This window comes from Massilia cellulosiltytica (assembly GCF_047325105.1).
Lineage (GTDB): Bacteria > Pseudomonadota > Gammaproteobacteria > Burkholderiales > Burkholderiaceae_D > Telluria > Telluria orientalis.
In genome coordinates, this window is the sequence record NZ_CP168562.1 from 5329403 (window position 1) to 5349796 (window position 20394).

The 20394-nt window shown below is 68.1% G+C and carries 17 protein-coding genes and 1 tRNA gene; 11 read left to right on the forward strand and 7 right to left on the reverse strand.

Features of this window, described 5'->3' with window-relative positions; genetic code table 11:
* Positions 1-73 precede the first annotated feature (73 nt).
* The 6 genes from ACEN9H_RS23230 (at position 74) to ACEN9H_RS23255 (ending at position 8187) form a co-directional block, all read left to right on the forward strand.
* Positions 74-2545 (forward strand): TonB-dependent receptor, encoded by a 2472-nt coding sequence (locus tag ACEN9H_RS23230; protein WP_413672237.1) that lies wholly within the window; start codon positions 74-76, stop codon positions 2543-2545.
* Entirely contained in the window at positions 2545-4332 is a 1788-nt protein-coding gene (locus ACEN9H_RS23235) for a phytase (protein WP_413672238.1), read from the forward strand. The genes ACEN9H_RS23230 and ACEN9H_RS23235 overlap by 1 nt, the downstream gene beginning before the upstream one ends.
* 133 nt (positions 4333-4465) lie before the next feature.
* Entirely contained in the window at positions 4466-5266 is an 801-nt protein-coding gene (locus ACEN9H_RS23240) for an alpha/beta hydrolase (protein WP_413672239.1), read from the forward strand.
* Between the two features lie 7 nt (positions 5267-5273).
* Positions 5274-5954, forward strand: coding sequence for a GNAT family N-acetyltransferase (locus tag ACEN9H_RS23245; protein WP_413672240.1), 681 nt, complete (start codon positions 5274-5276; stop codon positions 5952-5954).
* 126 nt (positions 5955-6080) lie between these two features.
* Positions 6081-7574, forward strand: coding sequence for a PhoX family protein (locus ACEN9H_RS23250; protein WP_413672241.1), 1494 nt, complete (start codon positions 6081-6083; stop codon positions 7572-7574).
* Positions 7575-7596: 22 nt separating this feature from the next.
* Positions 7597-8187 carry a PEP-CTERM sorting domain-containing protein gene (locus tag ACEN9H_RS23255; RefSeq protein WP_413672242.1) on the forward strand — a complete coding sequence of 197 codons (591 nt, stop codon included), beginning with the start codon at positions 7597-7599 and terminating at the stop codon, positions 8185-8187.
* 84 nt (positions 8188-8271) lie between these two features.
* Here the strand turns inward: ACEN9H_RS23255 and ACEN9H_RS23260 are convergent, their stop codons facing one another.
* Entirely contained in the window at positions 8272-9672 is a 1401-nt protein-coding gene (locus tag ACEN9H_RS23260; RefSeq protein ID WP_056126260.1) for a GntP family permease, read from the reverse strand.
* A 229-nt stretch (positions 9673-9901) separates the two neighbouring features.
* Between ACEN9H_RS23260 and ACEN9H_RS23265 the strand changes: the two genes are divergently transcribed.
* Positions 9902-10834: a PAS domain-containing protein gene (locus ACEN9H_RS23265; protein ID WP_413672243.1), complete on the forward strand. Its 933-nt coding sequence runs from the start codon at positions 9902-9904 to the stop codon at positions 10832-10834.
* Positions 10835-10888: 54 nt separating this feature from the next.
* Positions 10889-12202, forward strand: coding sequence for a flagellar filament capping protein FliD (gene fliD / locus ACEN9H_RS23270; RefSeq protein ID WP_413672244.1), 1314 nt, complete (start codon positions 10889-10891; stop codon positions 12200-12202).
* A gap of 18 nt (positions 12203-12220) precedes the next feature.
* Here the strand turns inward: fliD and ACEN9H_RS23275 are convergent, their stop codons facing one another.
* The 5 genes from ACEN9H_RS23275 to ACEN9H_RS23295 all read right to left on the reverse strand — a co-directional run bounded on the left by ACEN9H_RS23275 (position 12221) and on the right by ACEN9H_RS23295 (position 17526).
* Positions 12221-14479, reverse strand: coding sequence for a putative bifunctional diguanylate cyclase/phosphodiesterase (locus ACEN9H_RS23275; RefSeq protein ID WP_413672245.1), 2259 nt, complete (start codon positions 14477-14479; stop codon positions 12221-12223).
* Position 14480: 1 nt separating this feature from the next.
* Positions 14481-15134: a methylamine utilization protein gene (locus ACEN9H_RS23280; RefSeq protein WP_413672246.1), complete on the reverse strand. Its 654-nt coding sequence runs from the start codon at positions 15132-15134 to the stop codon at positions 14481-14483.
* Positions 15131-15583, reverse strand: a complete 453-nt coding sequence (locus ACEN9H_RS23285; protein WP_413672247.1) for a nuclear transport factor 2 family protein — start codon at positions 15581-15583, stop codon at positions 15131-15133. The genes ACEN9H_RS23280 and ACEN9H_RS23285 overlap by 4 nt, the downstream gene beginning before the upstream one ends.
* Before the next feature lie 109 nt (positions 15584-15692).
* A complete protein-coding gene (locus tag ACEN9H_RS23290; protein WP_371765773.1) occupies positions 15693-16658 on the reverse strand; it encodes an HDOD domain-containing protein in 966 nt (321 codons plus the stop codon).
* 124 nt (positions 16659-16782) lie between these two features.
* On the reverse strand, positions 16783-17526 hold the full coding sequence (locus ACEN9H_RS23295) for an SDR family oxidoreductase (RefSeq protein ID WP_413672248.1): 744 nt from the start codon (positions 17524-17526) through the stop codon (positions 16783-16785).
* Between the two features lie 97 nt (positions 17527-17623).
* Here ACEN9H_RS23295 and ACEN9H_RS23300 point away from each other — a divergent pair, with 97 nt between their 5' ends.
* On the forward strand, positions 17624-18520 hold the full coding sequence (locus ACEN9H_RS23300) for an AraC family transcriptional regulator (RefSeq protein WP_413672249.1): 897 nt from the start codon (positions 17624-17626) through the stop codon (positions 18518-18520).
* Positions 18521-18536: 16 nt separating this feature from the next.
* On the opposite strand, the gene ACEN9H_RS23305 is transcribed toward ACEN9H_RS23300, so the two are convergent.
* Positions 18537-19319, reverse strand: coding sequence for an HNH endonuclease (locus tag ACEN9H_RS23305; RefSeq protein ID WP_413672250.1), 783 nt, complete (start codon positions 19317-19319; stop codon positions 18537-18539).
* A 162-nt stretch (positions 19320-19481) separates the two neighbouring features.
* On the opposite strand from ACEN9H_RS23305, the gene ACEN9H_RS23310 reads away from it, so the two are divergent.
* Together ACEN9H_RS23310 and ACEN9H_RS23315 are read left to right on the forward strand one after the other, a co-directional pair.
* Positions 19482-19572 (forward strand) — tRNA-Ser (locus ACEN9H_RS23310).
* A 263-nt stretch (positions 19573-19835) separates the two neighbouring features.
* A complete protein-coding gene (locus tag ACEN9H_RS23315) occupies positions 19836-20390 on the forward strand; it encodes a hypothetical protein (RefSeq protein ID WP_413672251.1) in 555 nt (184 codons plus the stop codon).
* The last annotated feature ends 4 nt before the right edge of the window (positions 20391-20394 follow it).

The window sequence follows — 20394 nt, forward strand, 5'->3', positions numbered from 1 at the left end:
CCGGACGTCACCGACCCGTCATATTCGGTGCCGAGAATGCGCCGCATTCCAACCACGTCCTGACAGAACAACAATGCGACCTCTCGACCTTCCCAAGACTTTGACAGCGCTCGGCGCGGGCCTGCTGGCCGCCGGCGGCGTGCACGCGGCCGACACCGTCGTCGTGACCGGCCAGCGCGCCAGCCTCGCGCACGCCATCGCGGCGCAGGAAAAGGCCGACAACATCGTCTCCGTCGTCAGCAGCGACGACATCGGCGGCCTGCCGGACAAGAACGCCGCCGAGGCGCTGGCCCGCCTGCCGGGCGTCGCCGTGCAGCGCGACCAGGGCGAAGGCCGCTACGTCGTCGTGCGCGGCCTGGATGCCGATTACAACAGCGTCACCATCAACGGCGCGACCGTGCCGTCGCCGGAAGCGTCGCGCCGCGCCGTCGCGCTGGACGTGCTGCCGGCAGGCCTGATCCGCGAACTGGCCGTCACCAAGACCCTCACGCCCGACCAGGACGCGAACGCGCTGGGCGGCAGCATCGACGTCAAGACCCTGTCCGCGTTCGACCTGCCGGGCCGCCTGCTCAGCATGGGCGCGGCCGCCAGCCACGACGACCTCACGCACCGCACCAGCCCCTCCGCCAACGCGCTGTGGGCGCAGCGCTTCGCGGGCGGCACGCTCGGCATCGCGGCCGGCCTGTCGGGAGAGAAGCGCAGGTTCGGCTCGGACAACGTGGAGACGGGCGGCGCGTGGAGCGGCAACCGTTTGTCCGGCTTCGAATTGCGCGACTACCTGCCGGCGCGCACGCGCCGCGCGGGCGCGCTGAACGTCGACTGGCGTCCCGATGCCGGCACCAGCGTCGCGCTGCGCAGCTTCCTGTCGCGCTTTTCGGACGACGAGGTGCGCGACCGCCTCACGGTCGGCAACGTCAAGGGCGGCGCTCTGGCCGAGGGACAGACGGATACGGCCCGCGTGGAACGCCGCATTCGCCAGCGCAAGTACACGCAGGAGATCCGCTCCGTCAGCCTCGCCGCCGATCACCGCATCGACGCGTGGAAGATCCATGCGGAAGCGGCCGGCACGCGCGCCAGCGAAGACACGCCCGAGTCGCTGAACGACGGCCGTTTCCGCGGCACGTCCAGCTTTGCCGGCATCGGCTTCACGGACGGCATGCAGCCGCACCTGATCGCGCCCGCGGCCGTGTTCGATCCGGCCAGCTATGCGCTGAACGCCATCACGCTGCAGCAGCGTTATTCGTCCGACCGCACGCACCAGCTGCGCGTGGACCTCGCGCGCGACGTCGACGCGGGCGACTGGCGCGGCGTCGTGAAGTTCGGCGCCAAGGCGATCCGGCGCGACAAGGACAACGACACGAACCAGTGGGCCTACAACAGCAGCAAGACCACGGGCGGCAATTACTGGGGCCCCGGTTCGACGGCCATGTCCGCGTTCACGAACGGCGCCACCCTAGACTATGCGCTGGGCACGATCGGCGCCGCGCTCGACCCGGCATTGATTCGCGCCCGCGTGGCGGGGCTCGATCGCGCCGCGGCGCGCCTGGTCGCCGAATCGGCACTGAACGACTACGGCATGCGCGAAGACATCGATGCCGGCTATGTGCAGGCGAGCTTCATGCGCGGTCCGTGGACGATCCTGGCCGGCGTGCGCGCCGAACGGACGCGCTTCGCGGCCGACGGCAACGAGGTGGCAGGCAGCACGATCACGCCGCGCCACGCAGATCGCAATTACACCAACTGGCTGCCCGGCGTGCAGCTGCGCTACGACATCGACCGCGCCACGAGCGTGCGTGCCGCGTGGACGAACGCCGTCGTGCGCGCCAACTTCAGCCAGCTGGCGCCCGGCATCAGCCTGGCCAGCGCCACCGAGGCGACGATCGGCAACCCGGACCTCGCGCCGCTGAAGGCCCACAATCTCGACATCGGCATCGAGCGCATCCTGGGCAGCGGCGGCGTCGTATCGGCCTATGCGTTCTACAAGGACATCCGCAATTTCACGTATGCCGCCAACCTCGCGGGCACGGGCCGGTGGGTGGGCTATACGACCGCCACGTCGTATGCGAATGGCGACGGCGCCGACGTGCGCGGCCTCGAACTGGCCTGGCAGCAGCCGTTGCGCATGCTGCCCGCGCCGTTCAACGGCCTGCTCGTCGGCGCCAACGCGACGCTCACGTCGTCCAGCGCCGACATCGGCGGTCGCGGCATCCGCATGCCGGGCCAGGCGCAGCGCATGGCGAACGTGATGCTGGGGTACGAGGCGGGTCCGCTGTCCACGCGCATCGCCGTCAACTACAAGTCGCCGTATCTGCTGGAGCTGGGCGGGGACGTGAGCGACCCGATGCAGGACCATCTCGTCGACGCGCAGAAGCAGGTCGACTTCTCGCTCGCCTGGCAACTGGGCAAGCGCTGGCAGCTGTCGTTCGACGCCGCGAACCTGAACAACGAAACCTATTACGTGTACCAGGGCGTGAAGGGCCACAACGTCCAGTACGAACGCTACGGCCGCACCTACAAGATCGGCCTGAAAGCGAGCCTGTTCTGATGAAAGCAATCTTCCTGTACGCCGCCCTGCTCGCCACGACGGCCCACGCGCAAGTCATCCCGCCCGCGCTGCACGGTGCGAACGAGCTGGCCGCGCTGCCCGGCGGCGGCTGGCTTGCGCTGGACAAGCACGCGCTGCGCCTCGTCGATGGCAGCGGTAACGAACGCGCCAGCGTCGCCGTGCGCGGCCGCCAGTTCGACGTGCGCGACGGCCTGGCGCTCGTCGTCGATGCGAACGCCGAACGCGCGGTCCCCGTCCGCATCGATGCGAAGGGCCTGCACGCCCTGCCCCCGCTGCCCGAGACCGGCTTCGGCATCGAAGCGGCCTGCCTGTACCGCGACGCGCAGCACCTCGACCACGCGTTCCTGATCGCGAAGGATGGCCAGGCGCAGCAATGGCTGCTGGGCGAGCCGGCCCGCCTGGTGCGCCACATGGCGCTGCCGCCGCACGTGAAGCACTGCCGCGTGGACGATACGGAGGCGACGCTGTACGTAGCCGAAAGTGGCCTGGGCCTGTGGGCCTACGACGCCGCTCCGGAAAGCGCCGGCGCCCGCGTGCCGGTCGCACTGGCGGCGCCGTTCGGCAAGCTGGCCAAGGGTGCGGGCGCCATCGCCGTATTGCCCGGCGGCGTGGCCGCGCTGGATGGGCGCGGCACGCTGCACGCATGGCGCCGCGCGGGCGACACGTGGCGCGAACAGGCTGCGCTGCCTTTGAATGCACACGCGCTGGCATCCGGCGCGCGCCTGCTCGCGCGCACGGACGCCGGCTGGACGGATGCCGGCCTGGCATGGAAAGCGTCGGCATCGAAGCCGGCGGCGCTGCCGGTCGTGCTGCCGCGCGCGCAGACTGCGCCCGTCGCGCGCGCCGGCGACGCCGCCGACGATCCCGCGCTCTGGATCCACCCGGCGGACCCGGACGGCGCGCGCATCCTCGGCACGAACAAAAAACAGGGCCTGCTCGTGTACGACCTCGCGGGCCGCCAGACGCAGCTGCTGGAAGCGGGCCGCCTGAACAACGTGGACGTACGCCAGGACCTCGCGTTCGGCGCCGGCGTCCGCGTCGATCTCGCGATGGCCACGCAGCGCGACGAGAACGCGATCGTGCTGTTCGCCATCGACGGCAACGGCACCGTCGAGGAAGCCGCGCGCCTGCCCACGACGCTGTCCGACATCTACGGCGCCTGCCTCTATCGCACACGGCAAGGCGGGCTGGATGCCATCGTCAACGACAAGGACGGACGCTTCCAGCAATACCGCATCACGCGTACGGACGGCCGGTTCGGCGCCACGCTGGCGCGCAGCTGGCGCCTCGCGAGCCAGCCGGAGGGTTGCGTGGCGGACGAACGCACCGGATTGCTGTTCATGGGCGAGGAAAAGCGCGGCCTGTGGGTGGCGGATGCCGACGCAGCGAAGCCGATGACACCGCGCCTCGTGCTGCCGGTGGGCGGCCTGCTGCATGCGGACGTCGAAGGCATGGGCGTTTATCACGGCAAGACGGGCAGCTGGATCGTCGTGTCGAGCCAGGGCAACGACAGCTATGTCGTGCTGGATGGCACGGCGCCGTTCACGGTGCGCGGCGCGTTCCGGATCGGCATCGACGCGGCCAGGGGTATCGACGGGACGTCCGAGACGGATGGACTGGACGTCACGTCCGCGCGCCTGGGCGGGCCGTATGGCAAAGGCCTGCTCGTCGTGCAGGATGGCCACAAGCGGCTGCCGGACGGGCCGCAGAACTTCAAGCTGGTGGCGTGGGAGGACGTCGCGAAGGCGTTGAGGCTCGGCGACTGAAGTGACCGTCGTCCCCGCGCAGGCGGGGACCCATACTGAGGTGACCAGGACGCTCTGCATGAGGCGAACGGCGGTATTACATGGTAATGACGTTTGCGCTACCATACAGTCGAGAGCGACTCACGACGACCGCATGGAACTCGAACTGATCACCCGCCGCCCGGCAACGCCCCGTCCGGACAGCCCGCGCCTGCTGCTGGTGCACGGCATCTGCGTGGGCGCCTGGGTGTGGGAGGAACACGTCCTGCCCTGGTTCGCCGACGCTGGCTTCGAAGTGCATGCGCTCAGCCTGCGCGGCCATGGCGGCAGCGGCGGGCGCGAACGGCTGAACGACTGGCGCCTGGCCGACTACACCGAGGACTTGCGCACGACCATCGCGCGGCTGGGCGACGGGCCGCTGGTCGTCGTCGGCCACTCGCTCGGCGGCGCCGTCGTGCAGGACTGGATCCGCAGCGGCGGGCACGCGGCCGGCGTCGCGCTGCTCGCGTCCGTGCCGCCGTGGGGCCTCGCGTATTCGGCGTGGCAGATGATGCTGTCCTCGCCCGACCTGTTCCAGCAGCTGGCGCGCCTCTCCTTCGCCGAACCGCGGACGCTCGACCCGGACGTCATGCGCCGCCACCTCTTTTCCGACGACCTGCCCGATGCCGACTATGCCCGCTTCGCGCGCCGCGTGCAGGGCGAATCGCGCCACGTGGGCATCGAACTGCAGGGCTGGCGGCCGTTCGCGCCGATGCCCTGGCAGGCGCCGCCCGTGTTCGTGCTGGGCGGCGACGACGACCGCTTCATCCGCCCCGACGCCGTGCGCGGCACCGCGACCTACTACGGCGTGAAACCGCACCTCGTGCCGCAGCTGGCGCATGCGCTGATGCTCGATCCGCACTGGGAAGACGCGGCCCGGCCGCTGCTGGACTGGATCCTGAAGCTGCCTGCATGATAAGACCATGACCCACCCGCTCGACAACATCTTCTGGAACTGCCTCGACGGCCCGCACCGCCATCTTTCCACCGGCACCGACCGGGCGCGCCGCTATGCGCCGGGGTTGTCGCCCATCGTGGGCTTTCCCGATCCCGAGCGGCCCGATTTCGCCGCGCTGCGCCCGTTCTGTACGCCCGGCGAGCAGTTCTATTGCGACGTCTGGTCCGGTCCCGCGCCGGACGGCTGGCGCATCGAGGTCGATGCGAAGATGTTCCGCCTCGCGTGGGATGGCCGCCCGGGCCCGGCCGACGATCCCGCGCCGGACGCCCTGCCGCTGGGCCCCACCCACGCGGAAGAGGCACTGGCGCTGGCCCGGCTGACGCGTCCCGGCCCGTTCGGCCTGCGCACGATCGAGATGGGCGAATACTTCGGCTGCTTCGAGGACGGCCGCCTCGTCGCGATGGCCGGCGAACGCACGACGGCGGGCCGCTATCGCGAGATCAGCGGGGTCTGCACGCACCCCGGCCACCAGGGCCGCGGCTACGCCAAGCGCCTGATGCAAAAGCTCATCATGCGCCAGCTCGCGCGCGGAGAGATCCCGTTCCTGCATGTGATGAGCGCCAACCAGGCCGCCCACGACTTCTACCTGCGCATGGGCTTCCGCGACTATGGCGAGACGGTGGTGCGGGTCGTCACGCCCGTCTGAGTATTGTCTTTTTGCTGTCATCGAACGGTAGTTTTCGTTTGTTTTAATGCATGAGCACGTGCCATCCCGGCACGCAAACCGGCCGCGAAGTGCCGGTGCAATCCATCCCTATGGAGAAAGCTCAGCATGACTCACAACGACATCTCGCCGTCGCGACGCAACCTGCTCAAGGGCATGGGCACGTTACCGTTCATCGGCGCCTTCGCCGCCCTGCAGGCGCGCGAAGCGCTGGCCGCGGGCGGCGCCAGCGCCCTGATCGACAGCCCGTACGGCCCCATCGCCCCCGTCAACGACCTGACCACCGGCCTGCCGCTGCTGCAGCTCCCGGCCGGGTTCACGTACAAGAGCTTCGGCTGGACCGGCGACACCATGACCGACGGTAAACCCTGCCCCGCCGCGCACGACGGCATGGGCGTGGTCCTGGCGCGCAAGGTGGGCCGCAGCACGGAGCTCGTCCTGATCCGCAACCACGAGGCGCATGCCGTCAGCCCGAACAAATTCATCAACGCGTTCGGCGCGTACGACACGGGCGCGAGCAGCGCCGGCGCCAGCACGGTGCTGGGCGGCGGCACGACGAACCTGCTGTTCCGCGACGGCGCCTGGGTCAGCGTGACCCCGAGCCTGGGCGGCACGGACGGCAACTGCGCCGGCGGCATCACGCCGTGGGGCACGTGGCTGTCGTGCGAGGAGATCGGCTCCGACAACGTCACGGCATCGGGCAAGAAGCACGGCTATGTGTTCGAAGTGTCGCCGGACACCACGCAGACGACGGGCCAGCCGATCGTCGGCATGGGCCGCTTCGCGCACGAGGCGGCGGCCGTCGATCCGGCCACGAGCATCGTCTACATGACGGAGGATTCGTCGGGCAAGTCGGGCTTCTACCGCTACATCCCGGACGATAAAAATGGCGGCTACGGCGCGCTGGCGCGCGGCGGCGTGCTGCAGATGGCGCGAGTCAAAGGCACGCCGAACGCCAACGTGGCGGGCGCGCTGAAGGGCGATGCGTACGTGCTGGAATGGGTGCCCGTCGCGGATCCCGACCAGAACCGCGGCAACGCGACGGGGCCGTCCGGAACGACGATCAACAACGCGGCCGGCCCGTTCGTGCAGGGCTGGCTGCAGGGAGCGCTGCGCATGAACCGCGGCGAAGGCATCTGGTACGCGCAGGGCAAGATGTACGTGATGGACACGTCGGGCGGCAGCGTGGCGCGCGGCGCGATCTGGGAACTGGACCTCGCCACGCAGGTCTTCCGCTGCATCTATTCGAGCCCGAACACGACGGTGGGCAATATGGGGGACAACCTCACGGTCAGCCCGCGCAACGCCATCCTGATCTGCGAGGACGCGTCCACGGCCACGACCGACGCCTTCGGCTACGGCCAGCGCCTGATGGGCATAACGCAGGGCGGCGACGCCTACATCTTCGCCAAGAACAACGTGCAGCTGACGACGTCGCAACTGAATGTGGCCGGCAAGCTGGATGCGCTGGCGGGCGACCACCGCGGCAACGAGTTCGCGGGCGCCTGCTTCGACCCGACGGGCCGCTACCTGTTCGTGAACATCCAGACGCCGGGCATCACGTTCGCGATCTCCGGTCCGTGGGCCAAGGGCCCGCTCTGATCCGCCATCGAAAGGAACCGACATGAACAACAAACTGATGGGCGCATTCGCCCTGGCGGCCGCGCTGGCACTGCCGCAACTGTCCCAGGCCGCGGTCCTGACCGGCACCACGGGATCGAATACCGTGACGGATTACAGCGGCGCGGGCCTGGCCTCGTTCGACCTCGACCTCGCCACGTTCACGCCGACGACGTTCAGCTTCGTGCTGGAAGCCGGCGACCTGGCCGGTCCCCTCGCCTTCAACGCGCTCGTGCGCAACCTGGCCGGCACCGCGCTCGATGACTTCAGCTTTTCGTTGAACGGCATCGCCTTCTTCGCGGCAGGCAGCGTGACGCCGGCGTTCGGCACGGTCGGCTCGACGACGTCCGGCGCGCACACGGCGAACGTCGTGTTCAGCGCGCCGGAGTGGGCCGAGTTCCAGTTCGGGAATGCGCTGGGCGTGCCGGGTGCTGCCGACTGGCTGCTGGATACGAACGGCCTGCGCGCGGGCGACACGTTCACGATCACCGCGGCGACCGTGGCGGCGGCCGAGGTGCCGGAGCCGTCGACCGCATTGCTCGCGATGACGGCGCTGCTGGGCATGGCGGCGGCGTACAAGCGCAAGCGCGGCTGAGCGTCATCCCCGCGAACGCGGGGATCCATGCTGAGCTGAATTCTGATGCTCAGTATGGGTTCCCGCTTTCGCGGGAACGACGAGTCATACAAGTCCCGTGACGTAATAAAACGCGATCACGAAAAACACCGCCAGCGTCTTGATGACGGTCACCGCGAAAATCTCGCGATACGATTCCTTGTGCGTCAGCCCCGTCACCGCGAGCAGGGTGATGACGGCGCCGTTGTGCGGCAACGTGTCCATGCCGCCGCTCGCCATCGACACCACGCGGTGCAGCACTTCCAGCGGGATCTGCGCGGCCTGCGCGCCCTTGATGAACAGGTCCGACATCGCGGCCAGCGCGATGCTCATGCCGCCCGATGCAGACCCCGTGATGCCGGCCAGGGAGCTGACCGACACGGCCGCGTTCACGAGCGGATTCGGGATGCTTTTGAGCGCATCGCCGACCACGATAAAACCCGGCAGCGCGGCGATCACGCCGCCGAAGCCATACTCTGACGCCGTGTTCATCGCGGCCAGCAGCGCGCCGCCGACAGCGGCTTTCGAGCCGTCCGCGAAACGGGCGCTCACGCGCCGGAACGCGGTCAGGATCACGACGACGATCCCCAGCAGCAGCGCCGCTTCCACCGCCCAAATCGCGACGACGGTCTTGATCGTGGCCGTCACCGGCGTGTGCACGCCCGGCAGGATCTCGGCCGGCACCGTGAACGAATCGCCATACCATTGCGGGATCATGCGCGTGAGGACGAAGTTGGCCACGCCCACGACGATCAGCGGCAGGATCGCCAGCGCCGGATGCGGCAGCGACGTCGCCGGCGTGCGTTCCGGCTCGTTGACGAGCGACGTGCCGTAGCCCTCGCCGCGCGCCAGCGCCGCGCGGCGGCGCCACTCCAGGTACGACAGGCCCACGACGATGATGAACAGCGAGCCGACGGTGCCCAGCACGGGCGCGGCCCACGACGTCGTCTTGAAGAACGTCGTCGGGATGATGTTCTGGATTTGCGGCGTACCCGGCAGCGAATCCATCGTGAACGAGAACGCGCCCAGCGCGATGGCGCCCGGCATCAGCCGTTTCGGGATGTTGCTCTGGCGGTAGAGCTCGGCCGCGAACGGGTACACCGCGAACACGACGACGAACAGCGACACGCCGCCATAGGTCAGCAGCGCGCACACGGCCACGATCACCGCGTTCGCGCGCGAGCGGCCGATGTAGCGGATGGCGGCATTGACGATCGATTCCGAAAAGCCGGACAGCTCGATCACCTTGCCGAACACGGCGCCCAGCATGAACACGGGGAAGTACAGCTTGACGAAGCCGACCATCTTTTCCATGAAGATGCCGGTGAATACGGGTGCGACGGCGTCCGGCGCCGTGAGCAGCACCGCGCCCAGGGCGGCGATCGGGGCGAACAGGATGACGCTGTAGCCGCGGTAGGCGGCGAACATCAGGAACGCCAGCGCGGCGAGAACGATCAGAAATGACATAGGCCTCCTCTTTCTTTTGATGCAGCCGATTATTATTGATTGGGCAAATCTTTGAAATACGTAAAATTACTGTTACAGAATTCAGGGGTGACGTTGCGTTGCCACATATGGAAAGGTTTGCATTTCCACTTCCCTCGTTCAGCGTCGCCGATCGGTGTACATACATTAGGAATTTCGCAAAAGAAATGATATTTTGTGAAACACCCATCGATGTATTGCGGAGACCGACGTGCCTGTTGTCAGTGCAGAACTCCTGTTGATGTTGATGCCGCTCGCGGCAGTCATCGCCATCCTGCTGGGATGGCAGCAGCAGCGTCTGGCCGACGCCCGGCGCGACAGCCTGGACACGCACCGCGCCATCCTGACCCTGGAAGCCGCGTTCGCCCACGTGCCGGTCGGACTGGCCGTGCTGGACCTCGACCTGCGCTACGTGCGCATCAACCGCCTGCTCGCCGAGATCAACGGCCTGCCGGCCGAGGACCACATCGGCAAATCGATCCACGACGTCATTCCCGACATCGCCCCCGCCGCCGAAGTGCGCATCCGCCAGGTCATGGCGCGCAGCGCGCCCCTCCTCGGTTTCGTGTTCGAAGGCGCGACGCCGGCCCAGGCGCATGTACGCCGCGTATGGCGCGAAAGCATCTACCCGGTCGTCGACCGCAACGGCGCCATGCTGGGCGTGACCGTCGTCGTCGAGGAGATCACCGAACAGCAGCGCCTCGCCGGCGCCCTGAAGGACAGCCAGCGGCGCGAACAGCGCCGCACGAACGAGCTGGAAGGTTTGATGAAGGCGGCGCCCGCCGCGCTGTTCGTCGCCAGCGACCGCGAATGCCGGCGCATCAAGGCGAATCCCGCCGCCGAGCGCCTGCTGCGCCTGCGCCGCGGCGAGAACCCCGCGGCCGACGCGCCCGGCCACCGCGCCTTCGCCGTGTATGCGGGCGGCACGCTGCTGGCCCTCGACCAGCTGCCGCTGCAGCGCGCCGCCGCCACCGGCGAGGAAGTGCGCGACGAGCCGCTGACGGTGCGCTTTGCCGACGACGAGCGGCTGCACGTCGTCATCAACGCCCTGCCCCTGCGCGACGAAGCGGGCGAAGTCGTGGGCGCCGTCGCCGGCTTCGTCGAGGCACCCGCCGCCGCGGCAAACGCAGAGATTGACGGGTAAACCGGACGATGTTCAGTAAATGAAACGGCAAGCTTGCAGCGATAATATCGAGCCATGACGACCACCATTTCATCGAGGACGACGGCGACCGCCAACCAGGGCCTGGCCGACCTGTATGGCGCCGCCGTGAAGTCGCTGAGCGCCCGCAACACGGGCCTGCAGGGCATCGACGCGCAGATCAAGCGCGACGACGCGCGCCTGTCCACGCTGGGGCGCCTGGCCAACGTGCTGGACGACGTCAGGTCCGTCGCCGGCACCCTCGCCGCGAGCGGCCTGAAACTCGCGACGCAGGTCGACGGCAAGGTCCTCGACGCGCGCATCACCGCTTCCGGCGCGGCCGCCGGCACGCACAAGATCGACGTGAAGCAGCTGGCCCAGGCCCAGCAACTGGTCACGATCCGGGTGCCGACGGCCACGACGACGATCGGCAGCGGCGCGCCGACCGTCGTCAGGATCGAAGCGGGCGGCAGCACGCAGACCATCCGCATCGGCGCGCCCGACAACACGCCGGACGGCATCGCCGCCGCGTTCAAGGCGGCCGGCATCGATGCGAAGCTCGTCTCCGCCGACAAGGGCGTCGCGCTGAGCCTCACCAGCCAGCCCGGCGCGGCGAATGCCATGCGCATTGGCGTGTCCGGCGACCCGGCCCTGCAGGCGCTGCTGTCTTACCAGCCCGGCACGCGCGGCGCGGTGACGCAGGCGAGTGCCGCGCAGGATGCGGTCGTCAACGTCGACGGCAAGACCGTCACCAGCGGCAGCAACAAGCTCACGGGCGCCATCGCCGGCGTCACGCTCGACCTCAAGGCCAAGGGTGCCGGCACCGTGACGCTGGCCGGCGACAACACGGCCATCGCGAAGAACGTCAAGGCGTTCGCCGACGCCGTCAACGCGCTGCCTGGCCGCCTGGCCGCGCTGAAGACGGGAGACACCGCCTCCGACCGCACGCTCGCCCAGATCCAGGACCAGGTCACGCGCCTCGTCGGCGGCGTCGATCCGGCCGCGCTGGCGGCCATCGGCGTGAGCGCGAAGAACGGCAAGCTGGCGGTCGACGCGGCGAAGCTGGACGCCGCCATCGCCGCCGACCCGGACCGGGTGGCCAAGCTGTTCGCGAACGGCGGCTCGGGCCTCGCCGACAAGGTGGGCACCGGCATCGCGCAGCAGCTGGCGACGGGCGGCACGCTGGCCGGCCAGGCCGCGGCCGTGGCGAAGGACCGCGACACGCTCACGGACAAGAAGACGCAGATGACGCAGGCGGTCAACGCGCAGGCCAGCAGCCTGGTGCAGCAGTACGCGAATGCCGGCAGCAATTCGCTGTTCGGCCTGATGAACGGCGGCCGCCCGATGTCCGCGTTCGACTTCCTCGCCTGACGTCCAGGCGACCGCAGTTCAAGCGACGGTACGCAGGGCGAACTCCGCGAGCCAGTGCTCGAACTGCGCCGCCGTCATCGGCCGCCCGATACCGTAGCCCTGGGCGATGTCGCAGCCGTGCTCGCGCAGCCAGCGCAGTTCCGCCGGCGTTTCCACGCCTTCCGCGACGACCGTCAATCCCAGTGCGTGGCTCAGCATGATGGTCGATTCGACGATGGCCGCGTTGCGCGGCGACTCCGTGATCGCGGTGATGAAGCTGCGGTCGAGCTTCAGTTCGTCCACGGGCAGGCTTTTCAGGTAGGCCAGCGACGCCTGGCCCACGCCGTAGTCGTCGATCGACAGCTTGATACCGAGGCCCGCGAGTTCGTCGAGGTGGGCCTGCGCCAGCGCCGGATCGTCCATCAGCGCGCTTTCCGTGATCTCCAGGCACAGGCGGCGCGCCGGCACCGCATGCGCCTCCAGCAGGTCGCGCACGCGCCGGCCCAGGTGCGGATCGAGCAGGTCCAGGGTCGACAGGTTCGCCGACACGGCGATGTCCAGCCCCGCCGCATGCCACGCGGCGGCCTGGCGCACCGCGGATTCCAGCACCCACGGCGTGATCTCGCGGATGAACCCCGTCTGCTCGGCGAACGGGATGAAGCGTGCCGGCGCGATGCTGCCGCGCTCCGGATGCTGCCAGCGCAGCAGCGCTTCCACCGCCACGATGCGCCCGCTTCCCAGCGCCAGCTTGGGTTGATAAGCGAGCGTGAATTCGCCGGCCGCCAGCGCACGGCGCATGTCGCCGATCAGGGACAGCTGCTCGTGCGCGGGCTCGCCGCCGGTCTCCTGCGCGAACGCGATACCGGCATGGCGCCGCTTGGCGGTGGCCAGCGCCAGCTCGGCACGGCGCAGCAGCGTGGCCGCATCGAGGCCGTCGTCCGGAAACAGCGCGATGCCGACGCTGGCCCCGATGTCGAGGCGCTGGCCGTCCAGCGTGACCGGGTCGCGCAGCGCGGCCAGCACGGTGTCGGCGAAGCGGCGCGCGGCCTCGGGGCCGGCGCTCTCCAGCAGGAACGCGAACTGGTCGCCCCACAGGCGCGCCAGCATGCCGGCCTCCGGCACCAGCGGCTGCAACTGGCCCGCGACGGCGCGCAGCAGGCGGTCGCCGACGACGTGGCCCAGCGCATTGTTGATGAGGGCGAAGCGGTCGACGTTCACGACCAGCACGGCGCCACCCGCGCCCGGCGAGAGGCGGCCGAACGCTTCCAGGAAGCGCGTGCGGTTGGGCAGGTCCGTCAAGGCGTCGACATAGGCCAGCCGGGCGATGCGCTCCTCGCGGCTCGCGATCTCCGTGCGCATCTGCTCGAAACTGCCGGCCAGCTGGCCGATCTCGTCGCGCGGCGCGGGCGGCAGCGGCTGCGCGTAATCGCCCTGCGCGATGCGGCGCGCGGCGGCGGACAATTCGTGCAGGGGCCGGACGATGCGCCCGGCCAGCATCACGCTGCCCGCCGCGAACACCGCGACGGCCGCGACGATCACGCCCAGCAGCCGTCCCTGCAACTGTTCGAACGGCGCCTGGACCTGCGCGACGGGCAGCCGCAGCACGGCCTGCAGGCCGCCGTCCAGCGGCACCTCCACGGACGCATCCTGCGTGCCGGCGGATGCGCCGGAGGACGCGAGCACGCCGGGCGCCCCGGTCCGCACGATCTGCACGCCGAGGCCCGTGATGCCGGCCATGTCGGCCGCCCAGCGGTCATCCACGTGGAAGCCCATCGCCACCCAGGCGATGCGCGTGGGCGCCTGGATCGGCACGAGTACGACTTGATAAAGTTGGCCACTGAGCTGGCCGTTGCGCATCTGGCGCAAGCCCGCGCTGCGCCCGGACACCTCGGCGGCGGCGATGAGGTCGGGGAACGGGAACGGATCGCCGGCCGCGCTGGCGCGCTGCGTGGTGGCGATCAGCCTGCCGTCGGTGCCCGCGACCATCATCACCTGCGCGTGGATGCGCTGGCCGTGGTTGCGGATCACCGAGCGCACGGTGGGCTGGTCCTGCGTGGCGATCGCCTCGCGGAACGCGAAGTCGGCGGACAGCACGGCGGCCGCCGTCTCGAGCTGGCGCTGGTTCTGTTCGAGCAGGCGCTGGAACACCTTGGCGCCGACGGCCAGTTCGCGCCGCGTCTCGCGCTCCACGATCCGCTCGCTGCTGTGGTGGACGAGCGCCAGCACGAGCCCCATGACCAGCACGAGCAGGCCCACGAAGACAATGGCGATCCGATGCCGCAGCGATCTCGATGACATGTCAGTAACGGTCCGGGTCGTCCTCGGTGTGCGGCTTCGGTTGACGGGCGCGCGCGTCCAGCACGAGCGTCATGCGCACCGGCGCCTCCTCGATCTCGATGTCTTGCGGCGCCACGGCCGCCTTCTGCAGTGGATGCCACGGCCGCACGCGATAATGGCCCGCCGGGACATTCGTGACGGCGGCACGGCCGTCCGCGCCCGTGCGGGCAAAGTACGGCGTGTCGACGACCAGCACGTGCGCCTCCATCCAGTCGTGGATATTGCAGCCGATGTCGACCTGGCCCGGCTTGTCGAACACGACGGGCTGGCCCGGCTTGCCGGCGTACAGCTTGATCTCGAAGCGCTTCGGCTCGGAGAACGAATACACGTGGTGGCGGATCGTGTCGTTGTTGGGGAAGTCGACGCTGGTGCCGGTCTGCACGACGGTCATCCACGGGATGAATTCGCGGCCCCGCTGCTCGATTGCTACCCCTTTCGCGCCAGGGGCGCGTGCACGTGGGCGCGCCGGCGTGCCCGCGAGGGGCTCGACGAGCACGGCGGCGTCGGCCAGCGGCGTGCCGGCCGGCGTCTGCACGAGCACCTCGACCGTCGCGGCGCGCGCGCTACCCGCCGCCAGGACCGCCGCGAACGACAGCGGCAGCAGCACGCGTCTCACGGTTCGATCTGCAGCGCGGGTGCGATCTGCCATACCTCGGTGGTCAAATCGCCGTCGCGGTAGGTCAGCGCATGCCAGACTTTCACGGGAACGGCGCCGCCGTAGTCGGCCTTCGCCTGCAGCGACGTGCCGCGCGGATTGCCGAGCGCCGTCAGCTTGCCGAACGACGCGGGACGGGGCTTGCCGGCATTCGCCGCGATGAACTTCTGCCAGACGGCGCGGATCGCGGCCTTGCCGCGGTAGCGGCCGTCGAGCGGGCCGCCGACCCACTCCATATAGGCGTCATCGGCATAGTCGCGCATCAGCGCTTCCAGGTCGCCGGCGGCGACGGCATCGAGGTGGGCCTTCGCCTTCGCCTCGTCCAGCGGTCCGGCCACGGCCTGGCCGCCGCACACGGGCAGCAATGCGCATGCCAGCAGCAGGGATGCAACCTTCGTCTTGCGGATCATGGTGTCTCCTCCACGTATATTTATTGCCCAAGCAAAAGTTTCCTGTCCGAAAATCATAATTACACGGAAACCCAGCCGTGGCAACACGGAAGAAGAACGGTGTGGCGGATCAGCTTTCGACGGTGCCCAGCTTGCCGAGGCAGCGGCGCTGGAAGTTGTCCAGGCCGTCGGTGACGAAATCGTCGTCCTCGTCGATCACATGGCCGTCGATCAGCATGCGCAGCTTGGCGATGCGGTCGCCCAGCGCGAGCGCCTGCGCCAGGTTCTCCTCGCCCGGATCGCCGGCGTGCGCGATCGCGTCGGCGACCTCCTGCGGGAAGTCCCAGTGCTTCGCGATGGCGGCCGACAGCAGGCGGCCTTCGGCCAGCAACTGCGCCCCGAATTCGCTGGAACCGGGCACCTTGTTCTCTTCGCACAGGCGGTCGGCCAGGCGGAAGCCGACGACGAGCCCCAGGTTCTGCATCAGGCCGGACAGATAGGCTTCGAACGGCCCGGCCGTCAGGCCCGGCGCCATCAGGCTCGCGGCCAGCGCGCATTTCTCGGACTGGGCCCAGACGTGCGGCGCCGCCAGGCGCGTGAAACCCGTCGTCTGCAGCTTGATGATCGGGCGGAAGGCGATACGCGCCAGCAGCATGCGCAAGCCGTTCTGGCCCAGCATCATGAGCGCCGCTTCGACCGTCTTCACGGGCGACATCGGCCGGTAATACGCGCTGTTCGCCTCGCGGATCACCTCGGCCACGAGGACGACGTCCTGTGCGACCTGGCGCGCCAGTTCGGCGTTCGACGCTTCGTCCTGGAGGCTGCGCAGCAGTTGCGGGATCACTTCCGGCACGCGCGGCACCAGCTCGGCCGCACTGGCCGGATCGCGCGCGAGCGCGCGCACCTGGTCGAGGATCGCCGTCTGGACGGCGTCCGATGCGTCGTAGCCGGAGGACGCCGTCAGCCAGCGGTAATACGTGGCCTCGATTTCGGCGGGAACGCCGCCCGGGTGTTCGTCCGCCTCCGCCGCGGGAGCGGGTTTCGTGTCGGCGGTATTGTCGGCACCGCCACGGAGGCGGCTGATCCAGTTTTTCATAGGCGTTGGGACTGCGCTGCGGTCATGGCTTCATTGTAGCTTGTTGCAGGCTGTGCGCGCATGAACTTGCATGCGAATGATGCCATGCGGCAACATTCGCGACAACGTTCCCTATCGCCGCGCGTCAGAGCGAGGCCGCCAGTGCTTCCGCATCCGCACCGGCCGGGATGCGCATCGGCGCAGCCGGATCCGTGACAGCCCGCCACACGGCCCGCGCCACGTCCTCGGCATGCGTCACCGGCCCCGGCGCGCGCATGCCGGCAAACAGGCTGTCGCGCAGCGGCGCGTACTCGGCCGGTACGTCGTCCTGCATGAGCGGGCGGGCGTTCTCGCCGAAGCGCGTGTCCGGCGCGCGGCCCGGCAGCACGAGGCGCGCGCGGATACCCAGCGGTTCCAGCTCCAGCGCCAGCGATTCCGTGAACGCATTCACCGCCGCCTTGCTGCCCGTGTAGACGGACAGCAGCGGCCGCGGCGCGAGCGTAACGGTCGATGTCACGTTCACGATCACGCCCGCGCGCCGGGCGCGCATCGCGGGCAGCACGGCCTGCGTCATGGCGATCGTGCCGAGCGTGTTCGTCTCGAACACCGCACGGATCGTGTCCGTCGACACGGCTTCCAGGGGATTGATCAGACCGACGCCGGCGTTGTTGACGAGCGCATCGATCGGCCCCGCGGCGGCGACGGCCGCGCGGACGCTGTCCGCGTCCGTCACGTCCAGCGCGACGACGCGCAAGCGGCTTGACGCCGGCAGCAGGTCGGTGCGCGGCGTGCGCATCGTGGCGACGACCTGCCAGTCGCGGTCGAGGAAATGGCGGGCGATTTCGAGGCCGAAGCCGGACGAGCAGCCGGTGATCATGACGGTTTTCATGTGAACTCCTGTGTGGGTTGGCGATACCGTTACGATAGCTGCCGGCGCCCGGACGCGCTACAATCGCCAGTCCACATATCTTTTGCGGGAGTCCGGAATGATCGATCCCTTGGCCGACGTGGTCGGCCTGCTGCGGCCGGGCGTGCGCTACACGAAGATCGTCGGCGCGGCGGGCCGCTGGGGCGTGCGGCGCACGGAAACGGGCGAGCCGTCGTATTGCGTCGTACTCGACGGCGCCTGCCTGCTCACGGCCGCGGACATGGATCCCATCGCGCTCGAGCCGGGCGACTTCGTGCTGATCCCTGCCACGTACGACTTCTCGATGTCCAGCCTGCGCCCGCCGCCCGCACGCGACTTCGACAAGCCGCCCGCACAGGTCGCGCCCGGCGAAGTCCGCCACGGCACGCGCGACGGCCCGCCGGACGTGCGCTTCCTCATCGGCCACTGCGAGTTCGCGGCGCCCGATGCGGCCCTGCTCGTGTCGCTGCTGCCGCGCGTCGTGCACGTGCGCGGCGAGGCACGCTTGGCCACACTCGTGCAGTTGGTGAACGACGAAGCGCGCGCTGGGCGTCCCGCACGCGACGTCGTGCTGGCGCGCCTGCTGGAAGTGCTGCTGATCGAAGCGTTGCGCGGCGCCGGCGGCACGGACGCGTCGCCGGGGCTCGTGCGCGGTCTCGCGGACGCACGCCTGGCGCACGCGTTGCGCGCGCTGCACGCGGCGCCGGAACGCGCGTGGACGGTGGCCGATCTCGCACGGGAAGCGGCCCTGTCGCGCTCCACGTTCTTCGAGCGTTTCAGCCGCACCGTGGGCATGGCGCCGATGGCCTATCTGCTGACCTGGCGGATGGCGCTGGCGCAGGACCTGCTGCGCCGCGGCGCGGGCAGCATCGCCGAGGTGGCCGAGCGCGTGGGGTACAGTTCGGCGAGCACGTTCACGGTTGCCTTCGCGCGGCATGTGGGGGAGCCGCCGGGACGGTATGCGCGGGCGGCATGATCGGATTCGAACCGACTTACCGCATGCCTAACGCTGCTTCATCGTGTTTCTTGTGCACGAGATCCCATTGCTGCTGCAAGGCAGACACCGCTGGATGCTGGGCGGGATGCGATGGATGCTTCAGCGGTTGTCCCGACAGCATACGATAAGTCGGATCGTCGACGTCGGGGCTGACCCATACCTCACCTGTATCGGGCTCGACGGCCAATAAGCCCAAGTCCCATAACGTATGGATGTCGGCACGCAGCAGTATGCCATTCTTGATCGTGTTGGTATCCGGGCCGAGATAGGGCGTAATATGCGCTGCTTCCAACAGGGGGACCACGGGACAGCCCGTGATCGCGCAGCGGCCGCCATACGCTTCGAGCAGCTTCTCTCTGAACTTGCGCTGTCCGCGTCGCTGGACGACGTCGCGCAGGACACGCGTGCGCGCGTCCTTGAGGCCGGTCGGATCGAACGGCTCGTCGGTGTCCGCTGCGAGTTCTTCAACTTGCTGTCGATATGGCCCGTAATCGTTCGGCCTTCCATGATATTGGGCCAGCAAGTATTTTTGATAGTTGCTGAGGGCTGCAGCGTGCATGCCCTTCCCTGTCGCGTTCCGATTGATGAACTCGGTGGTTCGGCTTAGCCGCTCGATGAGGACAGCGAGTTCGTCCACATCCGAGATGTCGGAAATCGGTTTCGTCGTCAACTTGTGCCTGATCGCCCAGTTGGTCAAGCTTCCCTTGATGGCGTTGAGGTAGTTATTGGCCGACTTTTCGGATAAGCCACTTGCCCGCATCCATTCCACGAAATCCATATCGCCTCTTCAATAGATATTGAACAGGCAAGATAGCATTGATTTTGAACAGAGAGATCTGGACGGGGCGCGTTTTAGTGGGCGTAGCATGACACCCTTGTACAGCCGAGAATCCTTGCTATAATAGGCGGCTTCGCGAGCAACTGGCTCGCGAAGCCATCAGGAGAGATGGATGAGTGGTTTAAGTCGCACGCCTGGAAAGCGTGTATAGGTTCATAGCCTATCGGGGGTTCGAATCCCCCTCTCTCCGCCAGAACACGAAAGATAGGCCACCCTCGAGTGGCCTATTTTTTTGTGCCCACCGCCGTAATTGTTGCGCGACCACAAAGGTTAAGTGTAGCGTCGCGGCGAGTTTGTCACCCGTTTGCGAGCGTTTTGGCGCGCTCAACTGACGAATCGACACGAACTTTTGCGGTCCGTTTGTCACCCATCCTTGCGACAGCGAGGCGGAACGATCGGTAAATAGCGTCACCGTTAGGTGCTACTATTTGCCTCCGTTCAACACACTGCCGTTGTATGAAACCGCTTCCCGTTGCCAGTATCGCCATTGCCCTCGGGGTTATTACCGTAGGCTGCAGCCGTGAGCCCACTGAAATAAGAGACCAGGACGCCAAGACCGCTGAGTTGGCTGTGGCTTCAATCGCACCAGAAGGCTGGAGTTACTCCAGCTACAAAGACAAGATGACCGAGGAGACAACCAGCTATGCTTGGGTCAAAAGCAATAACACTGTGGAATTGAAGTTCCCTTACGAAGGTACACAGCGAGGGGAACTGACGATACACGACAGAGGGGGTGTTGATTTTGGGATTGAGAAGGGGCAAATTGAATGCCGCGATAGCTGCCTATTGTTCGTGAAATTCGACGATGCCAAGGCGACTGAGTATAGATGGTATGCCTCAGGGGATGAGCGGCGCTTGCTCAACATTTACGACAAGGCGATGCTGGCTCGGCTGACGAGCGCGAATCATATGACCTTGCGTGTATTTTTCTATCAGAACGGATTTCAAGACTTCGAGTTCACTGTGGCCGGATTGAAGCCATTTCCGAAAGCCGACAGGAACTCAACTTGAACGC